The organism is Flavobacteriales bacterium, assembly GCA_019694795.1.
Lineage (GTDB): Bacteria > Bacteroidota > Bacteroidia > Flavobacteriales_D > UBA2798 > UBA2798.
Genome location: JAIBBF010000005.1, coordinates 87,708 through 104,979, shown reverse-complemented (window position 1 = coordinate 104,979; position 17,272 = coordinate 87,708). Strand labels below are relative to the sequence as shown.

Annotated in this window: 15 protein-coding genes; 7 read left to right on the top strand and 8 right to left on the bottom strand. The window is 37.5% G+C overall.

Going from position 1 to position 17,272, the window contains the following annotated elements; translation table 11 throughout:
* A partial coding sequence (locus K1X56_03510) for a TonB-dependent receptor (protein ID MBX7093765.1) occupies window positions 1-1,283 on the top strand: 1,283 nt, incomplete at its 5' end.
* Window positions 1,284-1,712: 429 nt separating this feature from the next.
* Here the strand turns inward: K1X56_03510 and K1X56_03505 are convergent.
* Window positions 1,713-3,104: a tyrosine phenol-lyase gene (locus K1X56_03505; protein ID MBX7093764.1), complete on the bottom strand. Its 1,392-nt coding sequence runs from the start codon at window positions 3,102-3,104 to the stop codon at window positions 1,713-1,715.
* Window positions 3,105-3,148: 44 nt separating this feature from the next.
* Here K1X56_03505 and K1X56_03500 point away from each other — a divergent pair, with 44 nt between their 5' ends.
* Together K1X56_03500 and K1X56_03495 are read left to right on the top strand one after the other, a co-directional pair.
* A complete protein-coding gene (locus K1X56_03500; GenBank protein ID MBX7093763.1) occupies window positions 3,149-3,661 on the top strand; it encodes an acyl-CoA thioesterase in 513 nt (170 codons plus the stop codon).
* A 65-nt stretch (window positions 3,662-3,726) separates the two neighbouring features.
* Window positions 3,727-4,203 carry a hypothetical protein gene (locus K1X56_03495; protein MBX7093762.1) on the top strand — a complete coding sequence of 159 codons (477 nt, stop codon included), beginning with the start codon at window positions 3,727-3,729 and terminating at the stop codon, window positions 4,201-4,203.
* A 131-nt stretch (window positions 4,204-4,334) separates the two neighbouring features.
* On the opposite strand, the gene moaCB is transcribed toward K1X56_03495, so the two are convergent.
* The 7 genes from moaCB to K1X56_03460 form a co-directional block, all read right to left on the bottom strand.
* Window positions 4,335-5,255, bottom strand: coding sequence for a bifunctional molybdenum cofactor biosynthesis protein MoaC/MoaB (gene moaCB, locus K1X56_03490; GenBank protein ID MBX7093761.1), 921 nt, complete (start codon window positions 5,253-5,255; stop codon window positions 4,335-4,337).
* 1 nt (window position 5,256) lies between these two features.
* The gene (locus tag K1X56_03485; GenBank protein MBX7093760.1) at window positions 5,257-5,691 is read right to left on the bottom strand and encodes a molybdenum cofactor biosynthesis protein MoaE; all 435 of its coding nucleotides are present in this window, start codon (window positions 5,689-5,691) and stop codon (window positions 5,257-5,259) included.
* 11 nt (window positions 5,692-5,702) lie between these two features.
* Window positions 5,703-6,764 (bottom strand): HesA/MoeB/ThiF family protein, encoded by a 1,062-nt coding sequence (locus tag K1X56_03480; protein ID MBX7093759.1) that lies wholly within the window; start codon window positions 6,762-6,764, stop codon window positions 5,703-5,705.
* 240 nt (window positions 6,765-7,004) lie between these two features.
* The gene (locus tag K1X56_03475) at window positions 7,005-7,598 is read right to left on the bottom strand and encodes a molybdenum cofactor guanylyltransferase (protein MBX7093758.1); all 594 of its coding nucleotides are present in this window, start codon (window positions 7,596-7,598) and stop codon (window positions 7,005-7,007) included.
* Window positions 7,595-8,317, bottom strand: a complete 723-nt coding sequence (locus tag K1X56_03470) for a sulfite exporter TauE/SafE family protein (protein MBX7093757.1) — start codon at window positions 8,315-8,317, stop codon at window positions 7,595-7,597. Before K1X56_03470 ends, K1X56_03475 begins: the two co-directional genes overlap by 4 nt.
* Window positions 8,318-8,361: 44 nt before the next feature.
* Complete coding sequence (locus tag K1X56_03465; GenBank protein MBX7093756.1) at window positions 8,362-8,694, bottom strand: LysR family transcriptional regulator; 333 nt, start codon at window positions 8,692-8,694, stop codon at window positions 8,362-8,364.
* Window positions 8,695-8,773: 79 nt separating this feature from the next.
* A complete protein-coding gene (locus K1X56_03460) occupies window positions 8,774-9,955 on the bottom strand; it encodes a molybdopterin molybdotransferase MoeA (protein MBX7093755.1) in 1,182 nt (393 codons plus the stop codon).
* Between the two features lie 101 nt (window positions 9,956-10,056).
* On the opposite strand from K1X56_03460, the gene nadA reads away from it, so the two are divergent.
* From nadA to K1X56_03440, 4 genes are all read left to right on the top strand, one after another.
* The gene (gene nadA, locus K1X56_03455; GenBank protein MBX7093754.1) at window positions 10,057-10,989 is read left to right on the top strand and encodes a quinolinate synthase NadA; all 933 of its coding nucleotides are present in this window, start codon (window positions 10,057-10,059) and stop codon (window positions 10,987-10,989) included.
* 3 nt (window positions 10,990-10,992) lie between these two features.
* A complete protein-coding gene (gene nadB, locus K1X56_03450; protein MBX7093753.1) occupies window positions 10,993-12,513 on the top strand; it encodes an L-aspartate oxidase in 1,521 nt (506 codons plus the stop codon).
* A 183-nt stretch (window positions 12,514-12,696) separates the two neighbouring features.
* Window positions 12,697-13,623 carry a cytochrome c gene (locus K1X56_03445; protein ID MBX7093752.1) on the top strand — a complete coding sequence of 309 codons (927 nt, stop codon included), beginning with the start codon at window positions 12,697-12,699 and terminating at the stop codon, window positions 13,621-13,623.
* Between the two features lie 20 nt (window positions 13,624-13,643).
* Window positions 13,644-17,261, top strand: a complete 3,618-nt coding sequence (locus tag K1X56_03440) for a nitrate reductase subunit alpha (protein MBX7093751.1) — start codon at window positions 13,644-13,646, stop codon at window positions 17,259-17,261.
* The last annotated feature ends 11 nt before the right edge of the window (window positions 17,262-17,272 follow it).

The window sequence follows — 17,272 nt, the reverse complement described above, 5'->3', positions numbered from 1 at the left end:
AAATGAAAGCCTCTCTAATTAATATTAATAATTGGGACTTAGGAGCCGCATTAAAAGTTAAATCATTTCTTACTAACGGAGAAATAGGTATGAATTGGAATGAAATATGTTCTTTATTCATAGGGAAAAATAAAATCTCACTTCTAAGCGGAGTGGATTGGAGAAGGTACAGTATTATACCGGATGGAAATTATTTTATTAATCCTAATCCCCAAAAAAAGAACCTAGATTATTCTAAATATGGAGGCTTTATCCAAGCTTCTTCTACATTCAAGAGCAATCTTAAAGTTACTAGTGCAATTCGAATTGACAAATGTGACTATTTCAAAATGAAATTAAATCCCAGAATTACAATTTCATGGAATAATCCGAAAAAAATTCAACTTAGAATCGGTTATCAATCCGGGTATAGATTCCCAAGCATATTTGAAGGGTTCTCAAACGTAAATTCCGGAGGTGTGAAACGTGTTGGCGGATTAAGAATAATGTCTGAAGGAATATTTGAAAATTCGTATACAAAATCTTCAATTGAAAAATTTCAAGCCAAGGTAAATTCCGACATGAATAATCTAGGAATAAGTCAAGACCAGGCAATTATTGCTAATACATATTTATTAAAAATAAATCCATACACATACCTACAACCTGAGCATCTTAAATCAATAGAAGGCGGAATTAGGGCAAAATTCTTTCACGAAAAGCTTTTTATCGATATTGATGGATACGCTTCAAGTTTTGATAATTTTATTGCGCAAGTAGAAGCTAGCGTTCCATTAACAAATGATACTGATTCTATTGCCTTCTTTTTGTATGAAAAAAATAAACAATTAAAATATAGACTATGGACAAATTCTAAATCAAGAGTCATAAGCGCTGGTGGAAGTTTTGGAATTCAACTTAGGCTTTTCGAGAAAATATTGATAAAACATAATATTTCAATAGCAAAGTTGTACAACACGGAAAATGGAGACGGACTGGAAGATGGATTTAATACTCCAACTGTTACGACAAATTTAAATGCCCAATGGGACGATTTCTATAAAAGGTTTGGATTTGGGGTTCAATTTCACTATCAAACTTCCTATAAATATATATCATTTTTGGTATCCGGAATGGTTCCATCGTTTTTCACTATTGATGCAAACCTAACATGGATTTCAAAAAACAGAAAAATAAATTTTAAAGCAGGAGCAAACAACGCATTCAACCAATATTACTATTCTATACTTGGAGGGCCAAGTATAGGAGGAATATATTATTTTACCGTAAACTTAAATCTCTAAAAATACATTTATACAACATTTCATTTTTAAAGAGAACAACCATTATTAAATCCGGGTCTAATAAATTGTAGTTATTGGAAACGAAATAATCAACAATAACAAAATTCGAAAGTTCTATTTTACTATTCAAAGATACCGGAACTTAAATATTTCACGACTGAAAATTGTTCCTCTTTTCCAGTAATTATTATGACCAATGAATTAACTCATTAGTGAACCCAATAACCATACTAAATGCTACTTTAGGTGTTACCATTTCTATTGACAGGCCTCAATTTGCAATTACCTTACACCCTGAAATAGTCCCGGAAAATAATTCACATGAGCATGTTACTAACCAATTTCAATTGGAGATGATTGCAATAATATTAGCATCACAAACCACTAAAAAGATAAGTATTTCAATCGCAAAGTAACGAATCGGAATTATCAATTCAAGGGTTTAAATCTAGCTTGAAAAAATCTCAAATATTTGGGTTCATAGGTCATCTTCAGTCCTTTAATGGACTTCTTCCTATCATAAACTCTATAAACAGATTCGGCAATTACATCCATATGCGCCTGAGTGTACACACGACGAGGGATAGTAAATCGAACCAGTTCTAATTTTGGATAATAATGATCTCCGGTAACTTTATCTCTTCCTGCAGATACAATTCCACGCTCCATTGTCCTTACTCCGGAATCAAGATAAATTTCGGCGGCCAGAGCTTGAGCAGGAAACTGATCTTGTTTTAAGTGGGGAAGAAATTTTTTGGCATCGAGAAAAATCCCATGTCCACCAATTGGACGTACAATTGGAATCCCTGCGTCTATTAATTTTTGCCCCAAATAACGAACTTGACCAATTCTGGCATGCATATGATCGTCTTGCATCGATTCTACAATACCAATGGCCATTGCTTCCATATCGCGCCCTGCCAATCCTCCGTATGTATGCAGCCCCTCATAAACTACAGCAAGGTTACTTGCCTCCTCATAAATTTCTTTATCATTCACTGCCAAAAATCCACCAATGTTAACCAAAGCATCTTTTTTAGCGCTCATTGTGGCTCCATCTGTTTGACTGCAAATCTCTAAAACAATTTGCGCTATTGAAAATCCTTGATACTCCTTTTCCCTTTCTTGTATGAAATATGCATTTTCTGCTACTCTGGTCATATCAAGAAATATTTTTATTCCATGCTTTTTCGTTAAGGCACGAAGCTCTTTAAGATTTTGTAAAGAAATGGGCTGTCCTCCGGCCATGTTTACTGTTGTTGCAACACAGATATAGGGTATCCTTGAAGGACCATGTTTTTTGATTAAGGATTCCACCTTATCCAAATCAATATTTCCTTTAAATGGGTTTTCGTTAAACGAATCATGCGCTTCATCTACAATTACGTCAGAAAATGTTCCACCTGCTAGTTCTTGGTGCAATCGAGTTGTAGTGAAATACATATTTCCCGGAACTGTATCACCTGGCTTTATCAAAATTTTAGATAATAAATTTTCAGCACCTCGTCCTTGATGTGTTGGTATAACATATTTATAACCGTAATACTCTTTAACAATCTCCTCTAAGTGGTAAAAATTTTCACTCCCTGCATATGCTTCATCACCCATCATTAAACCCGCCCATTGCCTGTCACTCATAGCCGAAGTTCCACTATCAGTTAAAAGATCAATATAAACCTCCCGGGATTTCAATAAAAAGGTATTGTAACCTGCTTCCGCTATCATTTTCTTTCTTTGAGAAGCATTGGTCATATTTAACAACTCAACCATTTTAATTTTGAATGGTTCTGCCCATGAAACTTTTTTCAAAGTCTTTTTCATAATATTTTTTTTGCAAATAAAACTCTATCAATACTCAAAAAACTATGATAGCCATCATGGTTTTTAAAAATCACACTTTATTGTTTTGCAGTATGAAAACAAGCAAGCCCCCAAAAGATTCTGAAACGGTATTTACACAAGTGGTATTTCCGAACGATACTAACCCTATGGGTATATTACAAGGCGGAAGGCTCATGGATTGGATGGATATAGCTTGTGCCGTATGTGCACAAACTCATGCCGAAAAAATTGCAGTTACAGCATGTGTTGAAGAATTGACTTTTAAAGAAGGAGCAACGGTTGGAGAGGTCATTTCAATTAGGGCTAAAATAACGAGATCCTTTCAAAGTTCAATGGAAATTCACGTTAAGGCTGAATCTAGACGCGTAACCACGAATCGATCAAAAAAACTATCGGAGGCATACTTCACATTTGTAGCCATTGATGACGACCAAAAACCCACTCCGGTTCCGCAAGTGAAGCCCGGTACAGCAGAAGAAAAAAAGCAATTTGATTTGGCCTTGGAAAGAAAAAGGAAAAGAATTGAAAGAGAATAGAGCATTATGACATACATCATATTTAGAAAAAAGAATACACTCTAATTTCGAAGAAAAGTCATCGTATGGTACTTAAAGAAAAAATAAACGAATTAGAGGTTGTTGAAGCCGATATGTTGTTATCAGCCATAAAATATTGGCATACAGATAATGAGTTCTTCAGATCACCATTTCCAAATTATGTTCAGGAAAGTTCAGGAAAAGAAGCCATTAGTGCCTTTATAGATTGGACAAAATCAATTCCGGCCGATGAAGCCAAAAAAATGGAACAAGATGTATTCATTGAAAAATTTGAAGAACTTCTATTCAATGCAGCGTCAAAATTAGTTAAAACAGAAGATGAAAAACTGACCTTACTATATCCATTTCTCCCAAGACTGGGTGATACCATGTCAAAATCTCATGGTGATAACACATCTGAAGACGGACAAATCATTGATAGAAGCATCATCAAATCAGGTGATGAATCCTTTCTTGAACTTAAAGTAAAATCCAATATTTCAGATGAAATCTGGAAAACTTCCTTTGAGCTTCCAATTTAATAACGATGCTTGTTGAATACCAATCGGGGGTATTGCTGATGCGATATCCCCGATTATTTTTTTAGTACTCGATGAAAATGTCTATCAATACACCCTAAATTATCTTAAGCCATTTGTAAACATCTTTACATTTAATAACCTCCTTCATGTCCCCCACCATCAATGACCTTAAATAAATGCAAGATATGAGGCATAATAGCGTGCATACTCTCATCCGCACCTTTTGTAGAACCGGGCAAAGTAATTACAAGCATGTCGTTCACCATTCCTGAAACCCCTCTTGAAAGAAATGAATACGGAGATCGATGCTGTCCATAACTTCTAATCATTTCCATAATACCAGGGATTTCTCTGGTGAGTAATGGCTTAACAACATCAGGAGTAACATCTCGTCTTGAAAGTCCGGTGCCACCTGTAAAAAAGAGCATATTACACCCTGCATCGTTCATTTGATGAACCAGTGATGCAATTTCATTTGGATCATCTGGAATAATAAAATAATCCGCAACTTTCACTTTATTTCTTTCAAGGTGACGAATTATTGCTTTTCCTGCCTTATCCTCCTTGCTCCCGCCAGAAATGGTGTCTGAACAAACCACCACTGCTGCCTTCAAAGAAGAATCAATATCTTTTTGAAAGTCCGATTTTCCACCTTTTTTCTCAACCAGAAATGTTTTCTCAATAATAACACCTTTGTCCACAGGCTTAAGCATATCGTAAATCGTCAACGCTGCAATACTTGCTCCGGTCATTGCCTCAACCTCAACACCTGTTTTGTAAATAGTATGAACTTCTACTTCAATGACAATTGAAAGTCCATCAATACTACCTTTAATGGAGGAAAACTCAACCGGTAAAGGGTGGCAATCCGGAATCAAATCGCTGGTACGTTTTATACCGAACAGCCCCGCAACTTTACTCATTTCAAAAATATTCCCCTTTGGGATCTGGTTCGACCTGATTAATTCTATGGTTTCCTGTTTACTAACAGTAACAAGGCTTTGAGCGATTGCTTTGCGAAGGGAATAATTTTTTAAGGTAATATCGACCATTTTACAAAGTATTTGTTTTCCATTGATATGATTCATCCATAAATAGTTCTTTGCCCCAAACCGGCAATTCTTTTTTAATTCTCTCAACCAAATATCTGGTAGCCTCGAAGGCCGTGTGACGATGTGCAGCAGAAACAAACACAAATAAACAAATCTCTCCTGCCGAGACTCTACCAAGAGAATGGTGAACATGCATACAGGTAATTCTATATTTCTCAAATGTTTCTTCACGAATATTTTGCATAACCTTATCAGCGAACATTGGATTTGCAGAATACTCGATTGCAACAACATTCTTCTCATCTATTTGATCGGATCTCACCTGACCCAAAAAAATGTCATGGGCGCCAATCATAAGTTTTGTGCTATGCTTTTCGATTGCCTTAGCAATTTGTAATGGCGAAATTGCTCCTTCCTGAAAAATTGATTTAGTCATAGGATATCAGTTTATTTATTCACAGATAACAATTTTAAAAGTCCCCCTTTCAGGGAAAATAATTTTTCGAAATTTCCAAGATTATTTAATATACGGCAAGCATTTAAACTTCGTAATCCCGAATTACAAACCAGGACAACGTTAGCATCACTCGGAATTAAGTGAACTGAATTTTGAATCTCACTAAGGGGGATTCGTAAAACATTCTCAAATGGAAAATCAGGCAATTCGTTCTCCTCCCTTACATCAACAAAAAAAGAAAATATACCCTGCTCAAAGCCCTTCATAAATTCATTAATCTCCAATTCTTGAACACAGGTATCCTCCATAATTTTTTCACTTTCAAGTTTCGTTTTGTGGATTCTGAGTCTTTTATTTTCGCCAGTAATCGTATTTATATGTAAAAGAATTCCAGAAAAAACTTCTCCTATCCCAGTTATAATTTTAATCGCTTCCATGGCCTGATATATTCCCACAATTCCCGGGACTGTTCCTATAACTCCTTCTGTAACACAATTACAATTAATGGAGTCACTATGCCGAATAGGGAATACATCTTGAAATGAAAATTTCTCATTATGAGAATTAGGGAAATGAAATACAGACAATTGACCATTAGTCCCCGAAACTCCGCCATAAATCAATGGTATTTGACGTTTACCGCACCATGAATCTAAAACATATCTGGTCTCGAGATTATCCGTTGCATCTATTACAACGTCAAAATTAACATGCATCAGATTCAAATAATCGGACGTAATTCTTTCTGTAATATATGAAACCTTAATCGAAGCATTAAATTGCTTTACCCACAAGGCAGAACAAAAGGATTTGAATTGACCAATCTGAGATTCATTAAATATTGTTTGTCTGTGAAGATTGGATAATTCAACTTTATCAAAATCCGCAATGACCAACTCTCCAACGCCGCATCCTGCAAGATATTGGATTACAGGAGAACCCAGCCCTCCGGCACCTGCAATAAAAACACGAGCCAATTGCAATTTTTCCTGTCGTTGTTTACCAAAACCAGCAAACATCACTTGTCGCGAATATCTATCATCCGTTTCCATAAAAATCATCCTCCTGCAAAGGGTGGCATAAAATGAATCTTTTGTCCTTCTCTAACTAAATCATTCTGATGCATAAAATCAGACTCAGAAGCAATTGAATATGTCAAGCCCCGTAGCACCGGAAAACGATTTATTGCTTGGACATGAACATCCAATAATGTATCTCCCGGTTGAATTTCAATATATGCACCTAAGCATCCGGTTCGGTCTTGAAGCGACCCGTTAAATATGATTTCACAATTACTCATAATATTTTTCAATTAATTGTTTATAATCATCCATGGTATTTACATTTCGAAAATATGATTCCGAAAAATTATTAAAATTGCGTTTCAACATAACATACTTCACATCCATACCATTTAATATTTCCTGCAGTTTATAAACTCCAGAATCGAAACTCTTTTGAAATTTTAAAAGAGAAGTAGGATTGTAAATGGAACAAAGCGGCTCTCGTTCACCCTGCTCAACAAACACAATTGCATCATATTTTGAATGATAATTTTTACAGAGTTCAATAATTACCATTTTACTTAAAAAAGGCATATCGCAGGCAACTATTAAAACAGGGTATTCCGAAAAAAAGGACAATGCCGAAATAATCCCGGAAACAGGTCCATGCGATGGAACAATATCATGAATTCGAATTTCACCATCTATATCATGATTTGGATTCGCGGAACAAATAATAACCTTTTTGCAGAATGGTTTAATTAGATGAATCGCCGAATGTAGAAAGTTTGAATTTGCCCACGGAAGCAATGCCTTATCACTTCCCATTCGGCTGCTCTTACCACCCGACAAAACCGCGCCAAATAATTGAAAACTCATCATACCAGCATTAATTTAACAGCAGCAATCGATAAAACTGTCGCCAAAATATTTCTTACCACTGGAACATTGAAATAGTTTGAGCCAAAATAGGCTCCGGCATATCCACCAAGAATACCAAACAAAACCCAAAGACTCATATCTGTATTCCATTTAAGACTGAAATACAAAAGAGCAACAAGCCCCGAAATGGAATTTACGAGAATAAAAGGAGCTGAGATGGCTGATGACTCCTTTATATTTGACCATCCCAATAAGATGATTAGTGGGCTCAAAATAATTCCACCACCAATTCCGATCATTCCGGAAAGCATTCCAATTGCCCCTCCAAATAGTATTGCAGGCAGTATTTTTAACTCCTTTGTTTCTTTCTTTTCAGAAATAAAAAAAAGTCGAAAAACTGCCAACGCCAAAATAACACCCAGTACAACTTTATATACACTTCCTTCCAAAGGAATCATTGCTCCAACAAAGGCCATTGGCACACTCAATACAACGAAAGGCCAAAACAAATTCCATCGAAAAAAACCTGCTCTATAATAATGAATAAAAGCAATTGAGGAAACAATTATGTTTAATACCAAAGCAGTAGATCTCACTTCTCCAATGGGTGTTCCCCATATCGCCATTAAAGCAAGATAGCCACTTGCGCCCCCATGCCCAACACTTGCATATAAAAAGGCAACTAAAGCTATAATTGCTAAAAACAAAATTGTTTCCATATTACCCGTTATTGTTAAAAAAGTATAGCGCCATGCAAAAAAAATCAAAAGATTAATTCCTTGGTTTGAGCCTCACAGAATGCGGAAAATTTTTCCTGAATTTTTTTATAGTTAATTATTGCAAGTTCACCTTCAGAAGTTACAATGGTGCCCCCACCTTTTGTGCCGCCGGTCAAAGTAATCACCAAGGGTTTTCGGGATTGTAAATTCATCGATTTAACAAGTTCCCAAGCTTGTCGGTACGACATTTTCATAGCTCTTGCCGCCTCTGCAATTGAGCCACATTCCTTAATACGCAATAATAATTCAACACGACCTGAACCAAGAAAGGCTCCTTTTTCGGTTTCAATCCAGATGTTGCCTTTTACCTTGTGCATACGAATTGTGATTTTTACAAATCTCTTTGGTTTTAGTAAATCAATAAATGACCGCCCTCAATATGTTTTATGATTTACATCATATAACTAAAAGTTGAACCTCAACTTCATCACCTTTATAAAATCGTTCTGTTCCTGAAGGCAATAGGACTAAACAATTTGCTTCTATATAAGATTTGAGCATATGAGACTCTTGACCTCCTAAAATCTCAAGTTTATGATTTGAGATAAGTCCTTTTAAAAATCTTGTTTGTGATTCTGGCTTTTGCAAGTCCTGGTTTAATTTAAACTTCAACCTAGGCAAACCCTTAATAGGAGATCCCATCAGCCCCTCAAACATAGGATACACGTATTGATATAAACACGTTAAAACCGCGGCAGGATTACCAGGAAGACCAAAAATTAAATGATTTTCTTTTTTTCCAAAAAAGATAGGCTTTCCAGGTTTTTGATCTACTTTATAGAATACTTCCTCAACATCACAATTCAACAATGAAGGATACACGAAATCAAAATTTCCAACTGACATACCTCCGGTGATAATAAGAACATCCGCTTTTTTTATTGCAGCTTTTAGGGTAGATAATGTTTTGGAAGCATCATCAGGTAAATTCAAATGAAAAGCAATAGGTACACCTAATTGATTAAAAAAAGATGCTATTGTAAAAGAATTAGATTCAAATATTTCTCCTTCTTTTAATTTTCCCGTTGTAGATTTTAATTCATTTCCACTTGTAATAACACCAATTTTAGGTTGCTTTCGCACCTTCACCTTTCGAATACCAAGGGCAGCAATGTAACCCGAAACAGCAGCGGTAATTCGTGTACCATAACGAACAGCTATTTCATTTGCTCTTTGTTGGTCGCCCTGTTTTCTGATATTGGCACCTTGTCTAAATTTGGATGATTCAAAGGCAATTTTATCACTAAAAACTACTGTATATTCCAGGGGAACAACCATGTCTACATTTGGAGGAACAGGTGCACCGGTAAAAATACGAATCGCTTGCCCCTTTGAAATTGAAATATTTCCAGAGTCGCCGGCCTTTATTTCACCTTGAATTAAATCCAATTCCTCCATATCATTCTGAATGATTGCATAACCATCCATTGCCGACTGGTCAAATGGAGGCAAATCTATTGGTGAAATAATTTCCTCAGCCAAATAACGCAGATTGGCATCAGAAAGCGGAATTTCTTCAATGGAGAAAGGGAAGACTGCATCTCCAATTTTTTTTATTGCTGTATCAAAGGATACCATGATTGTTCTTTTTGTCAAATTTCGAATATGAAAAAAAACAAAAATATGACAGCCATCATAAACTTAAAATGATACTGTACCTATTCTTGCAAAAAACAAACATGGAAGCCAATACCTTAAAAAAGGAAATCATTGCGCTAAAAAAAGAGAAGCAAGTAATTGTACTTGCTCATTATTACCAAACTGCCGAAATCAAAGAAATTGCCGATTACATTGGGGACAGTCTATTTCTTGCACAACAGGCTAAGAAATTGAAGTGCGATAAAATCGTGATGGCAGGGGTATATTTCATGGCTGAAATGGTGAAAATTTTAAATCCTACGGCAAAAGTCATGATTCCTGATCCACTCGCCGGGTGCTCTCTGGCTGATTCGATTTGCGCAGAAGATCTCAGAAAATTCCGCTCGAAAAATCCGGACTTCAAAATCATATCTTATATAAATTGTTCTGCTGAAGTAAAAGCAGAAAGTGATATCATTTGCACCTCTTCAAATGCGGTAAAAATTGCCAAATTGTTTTCGCCTAATGAGAAAATTTTATTTGTTCCTGATGCTAATCTTGGACAATACGTAAATAATGTTGCAGAAATGGATATGTGGCTATGGAACGGTACATGCATTGTACATGACGCATTTTCTATGGAAAAACTAATGAAAATTCTGTCGGATTTTCCTGGAACTCCTCTGATTGCGCACCCTGAAGCACCACCATACATTTTACGCATATCAAGCTTTATTGGTTCAACATCTGCGCTTTTAGATTACATCAAAACAGCTGAAGAAAGTTCTTTCATAATCGCTACAGAAGCAGGTATTCTGGACGAAATGCGAAGAGCTTGTCCAAATAAAACATTTATTCCTGCCCCCATTCGGGAAAATAACACTTGCGCATGTTCCGAATGTGCTTACATGAAATTGATTACCCTACCAAAAATCCTGAATTGCTTGCAAAATGAAACACATCAGGTGGATGTACCCGATGAACTCATTCGAAAAGCAAGAATTCCTCTTAATCTTATGTTACAACATTCATGAATTATGCTGGCCACAGATGTCGTAATAGTAGGATCAGGAATAGCAGGATTAAGTGCCGCTTTGTATTTGGCTGAAAAAAATTCCGGGAAAAGAATTCTCATTCTGAATAAATCCAACTATAAAGAATCGAACTCTTTTTTGGCACAAGGAGGACTTGCCATTCCCATAGGGGAAAATGACAATATTGAATTTCATATCACAGACACACTAAATTCTGGAGCTTTTTTAAATGATAAAAAAGTAGTTGAGTTCGTTTCTGAGCAATCAACCTATGCATTAAGTGACTTAGAAAAGTGGGGAGTAGAATTCGACCGTGAAGATAATGGGAAATACCACCTTGGCTTAGAAGGAGCGCATAGTAGGAATAGAATTGTACATTCCGGAGACAAAACCGGAGAAGCAATTATCAAATCTTTAATCCGAAAAACGCTAGATTTCCCGAATATCACACTTTTAGAAAATTGCTTTGTAATAGATTTAATTCTTTCAGGAGACAAAAAAAGTTGTCTCGGATTAATTTTTCTGGATAACGAGACTGAACAAAAAATTCCGGTTTATTCTGCCTATACCATTTTAGCAGGCGGGGGAGTCGGTCAAGTCTATTCCCGCACCACCAATCCCATAGTTGCTACTGGAGACACTATTGCAATGGCACATAGAGCAGGCGCAGTAATAAAAGGAATGGAATTTATACAATTTCACCCAACCGTATTTTATAGCCCCAACCACCTCAATACCTTCTTAATTACTGAAGCACTTCGGGGTTACGGTGCATATCTTGTAAACGCCAAAGGAAAAAGATTTCTATTTGAAACTGATGTCAGAGGTGAACTTGCTTCCAGAGATGTAATTTCAATTGCTATTCAAGCTGAACTTCTTAAAACAAGTGAGGAATTTGTTTTCCTTGATTGCAGACATCTCGATAAAAACGAGTTAGCGCGACGATTTTCAGGCTTTCTTAAAAACTGTCAGGAAAGAAATTTAGATCCGATCTATGATCTTATACCTATTGCACCGGCAGCCCATTATTGTTGTGGGGGCATTGAAACTACAACAGATGGGCAAAGTAATATAAAAAATCTATTTGCATTAGGTGAATGCGCATATACCGGTTTACATGGCGCAAATCGATTAGCATCAAACTCTTTACCTGAAGCACAGGTTTTTGCCAAAAAATGCGCCGATTTCATTTCTTCTCAGGGTTTTCCTCCACGAGTATACTCAGTAAAACTTCCAAACTCAAATGCTAGGATTCATAAAAAATTTTCACCCATTATAGAAAATCTTAGAAATGAATTAAAACACATTATGGATCGTATGTCGGGGGCTATCCGTTCGGAGGAAGGATTGCGAACCGCGCTAAAAAAAATAGAACTAATCAATCATGAATTTAAAGCCTACTTCGGGCAATCCTCTCCAACGGTTTACCAATACGAATTAAGAAACATGATTGACGTTGCATTTTTAATTATTCATTCCTCGATTCTGAGGAAAAATTCTATTGGGTGTTTTTTCAAAATATGATTACTGTCATATTTATTTACTTATTAAGAAGAGTTATAAATAGCGCAATAAATCTCAATAATATTAGGCATTTTACAGTTCAATTAGTACTATTTTTATGATTGCCATCAATGTTTTTTATGTTATGGCTCATTTTTTAAAAGCCCCATCCATTAAATATTTGTAACAAGAAATTAAAGCGTTATGAAAATCAAAATAAACCCAGCCGAATGGCCCTGGATTTTCGGAAACGGAACCCGAAAAGGCATTAAAGTACTACTGATTGGAGGAGCATTTCTTCAATTTCAAACAGCGCATTCGCAAAGTGGCGAAGAAATTTTTAAAACCAATTGCGCTGCCTGCCACACGGTTGGAGACGGAAAACTTGTTGGACCAGACTTGCAAGGGGTAACCACAAAAAGAAAGGAAGATTGGCTACTTAAATTCATCAAAAGTTCTCAAACAGTTGTTAAGTCAGGAGATGCTTATGCCAATGCCATTTTTAATGAATTCAACAAAATGGTAATGCCAGATCAAGCTTTGTCTGATGCGCAAATCAAATCCATATTAACTTTTATTGCCAGCAAAGGAGAACCTGCTCCAAAAGAAGTAAAACCCGAAAACACCACAGAAGAGCCTGTTGTTACTGAAGCACCCAAAAGAAAAGAACCTTTGGCATCTGTAAATTTGGCCGAAAACGGGAGACTCATTTTCGACGGCTCAATTCGTCTTCAAAATGGAGGTGCATCTTGTATTACTTGTCATCATGTAAGTACTCCAAATATGATTTCAGGAGGAACTTTGGCAAAGGATCTTACAAAAGCATATTCAAGACTTGGTGGAGAGCCGGGAATAAAAGCCATATTATCCGCACCACCTTTTCCCGCAATGGGCCAAGCCTATAAAGACAAACCGCTTACCGAGGAGGAAATAAGTTATTTAACTGCATTCTTAGGTAATGTAGATGCAGCCGACCTATACACCAATCCGGCAGAAGGTGACCCACTGTTAGTAGGAGGATTTTCAATTTTCCTGGTCTTGATTGTCATCATTGCACTGGTGTGGTTCAACAAGAAAAACAAAATGGTCAAACAAGAAATATACGACCGTCAAACTAAAGCAAGTAATTAAACCATCTAAAACTTAATGTTATGAGCTGGATTGAAGATATCATCTCCCCGAAAACACGTAAATGGGAGGAATTCTATAGAAATCGCTGGCAGTACGACAAAGTAGTACGCAGCACACATGGAGTAAACTGTACAGGTGGTTGTTCCTGGAACATCCACGTAAAAGACGGAATTGTAGTTTGGGAAACACAGGCTTTGGACTATCCATTACTGGAAAGTTCACTTCCTCCTTACGAACCTAGGGGTTGTCAACGCGGTATTTCCTACTCATGGTACCTCTATAGTCCAATTCGCGTGAAATACCCACTGATTCGAGGGACACTTCTTGATCTATTCAGAAAAGAAAAAGAAAAAACGGGCGGCGACCCTATCAAGGCTTGGGAGAATTTGCAAAACGACCCTGAAAAGAGAAAGCGCTATCAGTGGGCACGCGGAAAGGGAGGATTTAGACGGACCAAATGGGATGAAGTTTTAGAACTCATTGCAGCTGCAAATTTATACACTGTAAAAAAATACGGACCTGATAGAATCATAGGATTTTCTCCGATTCCCGCAATGTCGCAAATGAGTTATGCTGCAGGTGCTCGCTACCTCCAATTAATGGGAGGAGTTAATTTGAGTTTTTACGACTGGTATTGCGATTTACCAAATGCATATCCAGAAATATGGGGAGAACAAACAGACGTTTGCGAAAGCGCCGACTGGTACAACGCAAAATTCTGTGTTTCGATGGGAGCAAATCTTGGTATGACAAGAACACCTGATATTCACTTTTTCTCCGAATCAAAACACAACGGAACGAAAACAGTGGTTATGTCGCCAGACTTCAGCATGGTAGCAAAACATGCTGACCAATGGATTCCATGTCACGCCGGTTCGGATGGTGCATTCTGGATGGCAGTTACTCATGTAATTCTAAAAGAATATCATGCCGATCGTCAGGTTCCCTACTTCATTGATTACATCAAGAAATACACTGATTCTCCATTTCTGGTGGAATTGGAACAACATGGCGACGTTCTTCGCCCTGGCCGTGTAGTAAGAGCAAATCGAGTTTCAAAATACCAAAACGTTGAAAATGGCGACTGGAAATTTCTTGCTGTTGATAAAAACACCGGAAAACTAGTCTTACCTATAGGTACTATTGGCCATCGCTGGGATAAAACCCCGGGTAAATGGAATCTGAAATTCGAGGATGAGATTGACGGAACTACATTCGATCCTGAATTAACCTTCATCGACAAACATGATGAAGTAAAAATGGTTGAATTTGTAGAATATGGTTTAAATAAAACTGCAAAACGTGGTGTTCCGGTAAGATACATCGACACGCTAAACGGAAAAATTGCTGCAGTTACCATCTATGATCTTATTATGAGTCAATATGGTGTTGCGCGGGGATTACCTGGTGAATATCCATCAAACTACGATGATGATAAGCAAGCATATACTCCGGCTTGGCAAGAAGTCTTTACAGGTGTTGGAAGAAAAACAGTCATAAAGTTTGCGCATGAATGGGCAAATACCGCTGAAATAACCAACGGAAAGTGCATGGTCATTGTTGGAGCCGCCATCAACCATTGGTTTCACGGAAACTTGATGTACCGAGCTTCTATTATGGCACAAATGCTCACCGGCTGTAATGGTGTAAACGGAGGTGGCATGAACCACTACGTAGGACAAGAAAAACTTGCACCAATGGATTCATGGTCTACCATTATGTCTGGAAAAGACTGGCAAGGTGCAAATCGCCTACAACAAGGTCCGATTTGGCACTACATAAATTCAGACCAGTGGCGATATGATAACAACCAGGTTGAATACAACTCAGTACCGCTAGACAATAAATATTCTCAAATGCATTCTGCCGATTGGACTGTGGTTGCAGTGCGAAATGGATGGATGCCATTTTATCCTCAATATGATCAGAACAATCTTGATTTGTCAGCAGAGGCTCTTGCATCGGGTGCAAAAACCGATGATGAAATAAGAAATTATGTAGTTGAAAAAATTAAAGCTAAAAAACTCAACTATTCGGTAGCGGATCCAGACAATCCTATCAATTTCCCACGCAACTGGTTTATTTGGAGAGGAAATGCATTGATGTCGAGCGCCAAAGGCCATGAATATATGCTTGACCACTATCTGGGCACACACACAAATAAAATTGCGGATGAAGTCGCGGAAAAACATGTACACGAAATTTTGTGGCGAGAAGCTCCAAAAGGGAAAATGGACCTAATCGTCGACATTAATTTCAGAATGGACACTTCTGCACTTTACTCTGACATAGTGCTTCCAACTGCATCATGGTATGAAAAAGCCGACATCAACTCAACAGACATGCACTCCTTTATTCATCCATTATCTGCAGCAGTTCCACCAGTTTGGGAAGCAAAGAGTGACTGGCAAATTTTTCAAACAATTGCCAAAACGGTAAGCGAAATGGCAAAATCATTTATGCCTGATACTGTTAAGGATATTGTAAATACCCCGCTTTCTCACGATTCCATAGATGAAATCTCCCAACCCAGAATGCTGGATTGGTACAAGGGAGAATGTGATGCCATTCCCGGAAAGACCATGCATAAAATTGCCATTGTAGAAAGAAACTACACTGAAATCTATCACAAATACATCAGCCTAGGTGCCAACATCGAGAAAAATGCAATTGGTGCTCATGGTGTAAGCTATATGGCAGATGACGTTTACTTGGAAATGGCAAAAGACAAGAGGCATGTGCAATCTTTTAAAGGCAAGGACTATCCATCCTTGAAAGAAGATGTTGAAGCTATCAATGCAGTGCTCCGACTTTCAACCCTCACAAATGGGAAATTAAATATGAGGGCATACAAAAACATGGAGAAAAAAACCGGTATGCCTCTAGCTGATCTTGGGGCAGGAAGTGAAGACGTCTTAATTGATTATAAAGACTTGCAAGCACAACCTCGTCGATATAACACTTCTCCACTTTGGTCGGGATTGATGAATAATGGCAGAGCATACGCTGCCTACACTTACAATGTTGAGAAGTTGGTGCCTTGGAGGACACTTACAGGAAGACAACATTTTTACCTCGATCATGATGGATACATCGCTTTTGGTGAACACCTTCCAACCTATAAGCCTTCACCAACTCCTGAAGTGTATGGTGACCTACGTAAAACTGTAAACGATGGAAAAGCTAAAATTCTTAATGTATTAACACCACATGGTAAATGGCACATCCACTCAACTTATGGCGACACATTGCGCATGTTAACACTCTCTCGAGGTATGGAACCATGCTGGATGAGCGAAGAAGACGCAAGGGAAATTGGTGTAAACGACAACGACTGGGTTGAAGTTTATAATGACCATGGGGTGTATTGCACACGAGCATGTGTCAGCGCAAGGATTCCAAAAGGTGTTTGTATTGTTTACCACTCTCCAGAAAGAACCTATTCGGTTCCAAAATCTCAAGTTCGAGGAAACAGGAGGGCAGGTGGCCACAACAGCTTCACTCGCGTGCACCTTAAGCCTAATCTAATGACAGGTGGTTATGCACAATTCTCTTACCACTTCAATTATTGGGGTCCGGTAGGCGTAAACCGAGACACTCACGTACTTGTGAGAAAAATGGAAAAAGTAGTATTCTAATTTTAAATACA

Coding starts and splice junctions, on each gene's coding strand:
- K1X56_03485 (MBX7093760.1), bottom strand. CDS start 5,691: ATGACTAAATCAATTTTTCAGGAAGGAGCAATTTCGCCATTACAAATT.
- K1X56_03440 (MBX7093751.1), top strand. CDS start 13,644: ATGAGCTGGATTGAAGATATCATCTCCCCGAAAACACGTAAATGGGAG.
- K1X56_03495 (MBX7093762.1), top strand. CDS start 3,727: ATGGTACTTAAAGAAAAAATAAACGAATTAGAGGTTGTTGAAGCCGAT.
- K1X56_03465 (MBX7093756.1), bottom strand. CDS start 8,694: ATGCACAAGGTAAAAGGCAACATCTGGATTGAAACCGAAAAAGGAGCC.
- K1X56_03500 (MBX7093763.1), top strand. CDS start 3,149: ATGATAGCCATCATGGTTTTTAAAAATCACACTTTATTGTTTTGCAGT.
- K1X56_03480 (MBX7093759.1), bottom strand. CDS start 6,764: ATGGAAACGGATGATAGATATTCGCGACAAGTGATGTTTGCTGGTTTT.
- K1X56_03460 (MBX7093755.1), bottom strand. CDS start 9,955: ATGGTATCCTTTGATACAGCAATAAAAAAAATTGGAGATGCAGTCTTC.
- K1X56_03445 (MBX7093752.1), top strand. CDS start 12,697: ATGAAAATCAAAATAAACCCAGCCGAATGGCCCTGGATTTTCGGAAAC.
- moaCB (MBX7093761.1), bottom strand. CDS start 5,255: ATGGTCGATATTACCTTAAAAAATTATTCCCTTCGCAAAGCAATCGCT.
- nadA (MBX7093754.1), top strand. CDS start 10,057: ATGGAAGCCAATACCTTAAAAAAGGAAATCATTGCGCTAAAAAAAGAG.
- nadB (MBX7093753.1), top strand. CDS start 10,993: ATGCTGGCCACAGATGTCGTAATAGTAGGATCAGGAATAGCAGGATTA.
- K1X56_03470 (MBX7093757.1), bottom strand. CDS start 8,317: ATGGAAACAATTTTGTTTTTAGCAATTATAGCTTTAGTTGCCTTTTTA.
- K1X56_03475 (MBX7093758.1), bottom strand. CDS start 7,598: ATGATGAGTTTTCAATTATTTGGCGCGGTTTTGTCGGGTGGTAAGAGC.
- K1X56_03505 (MBX7093764.1), bottom strand. CDS start 3,104: ATGAAAAAGACTTTGAAAAAAGTTTCATGGGCAGAACCATTCAAAATT.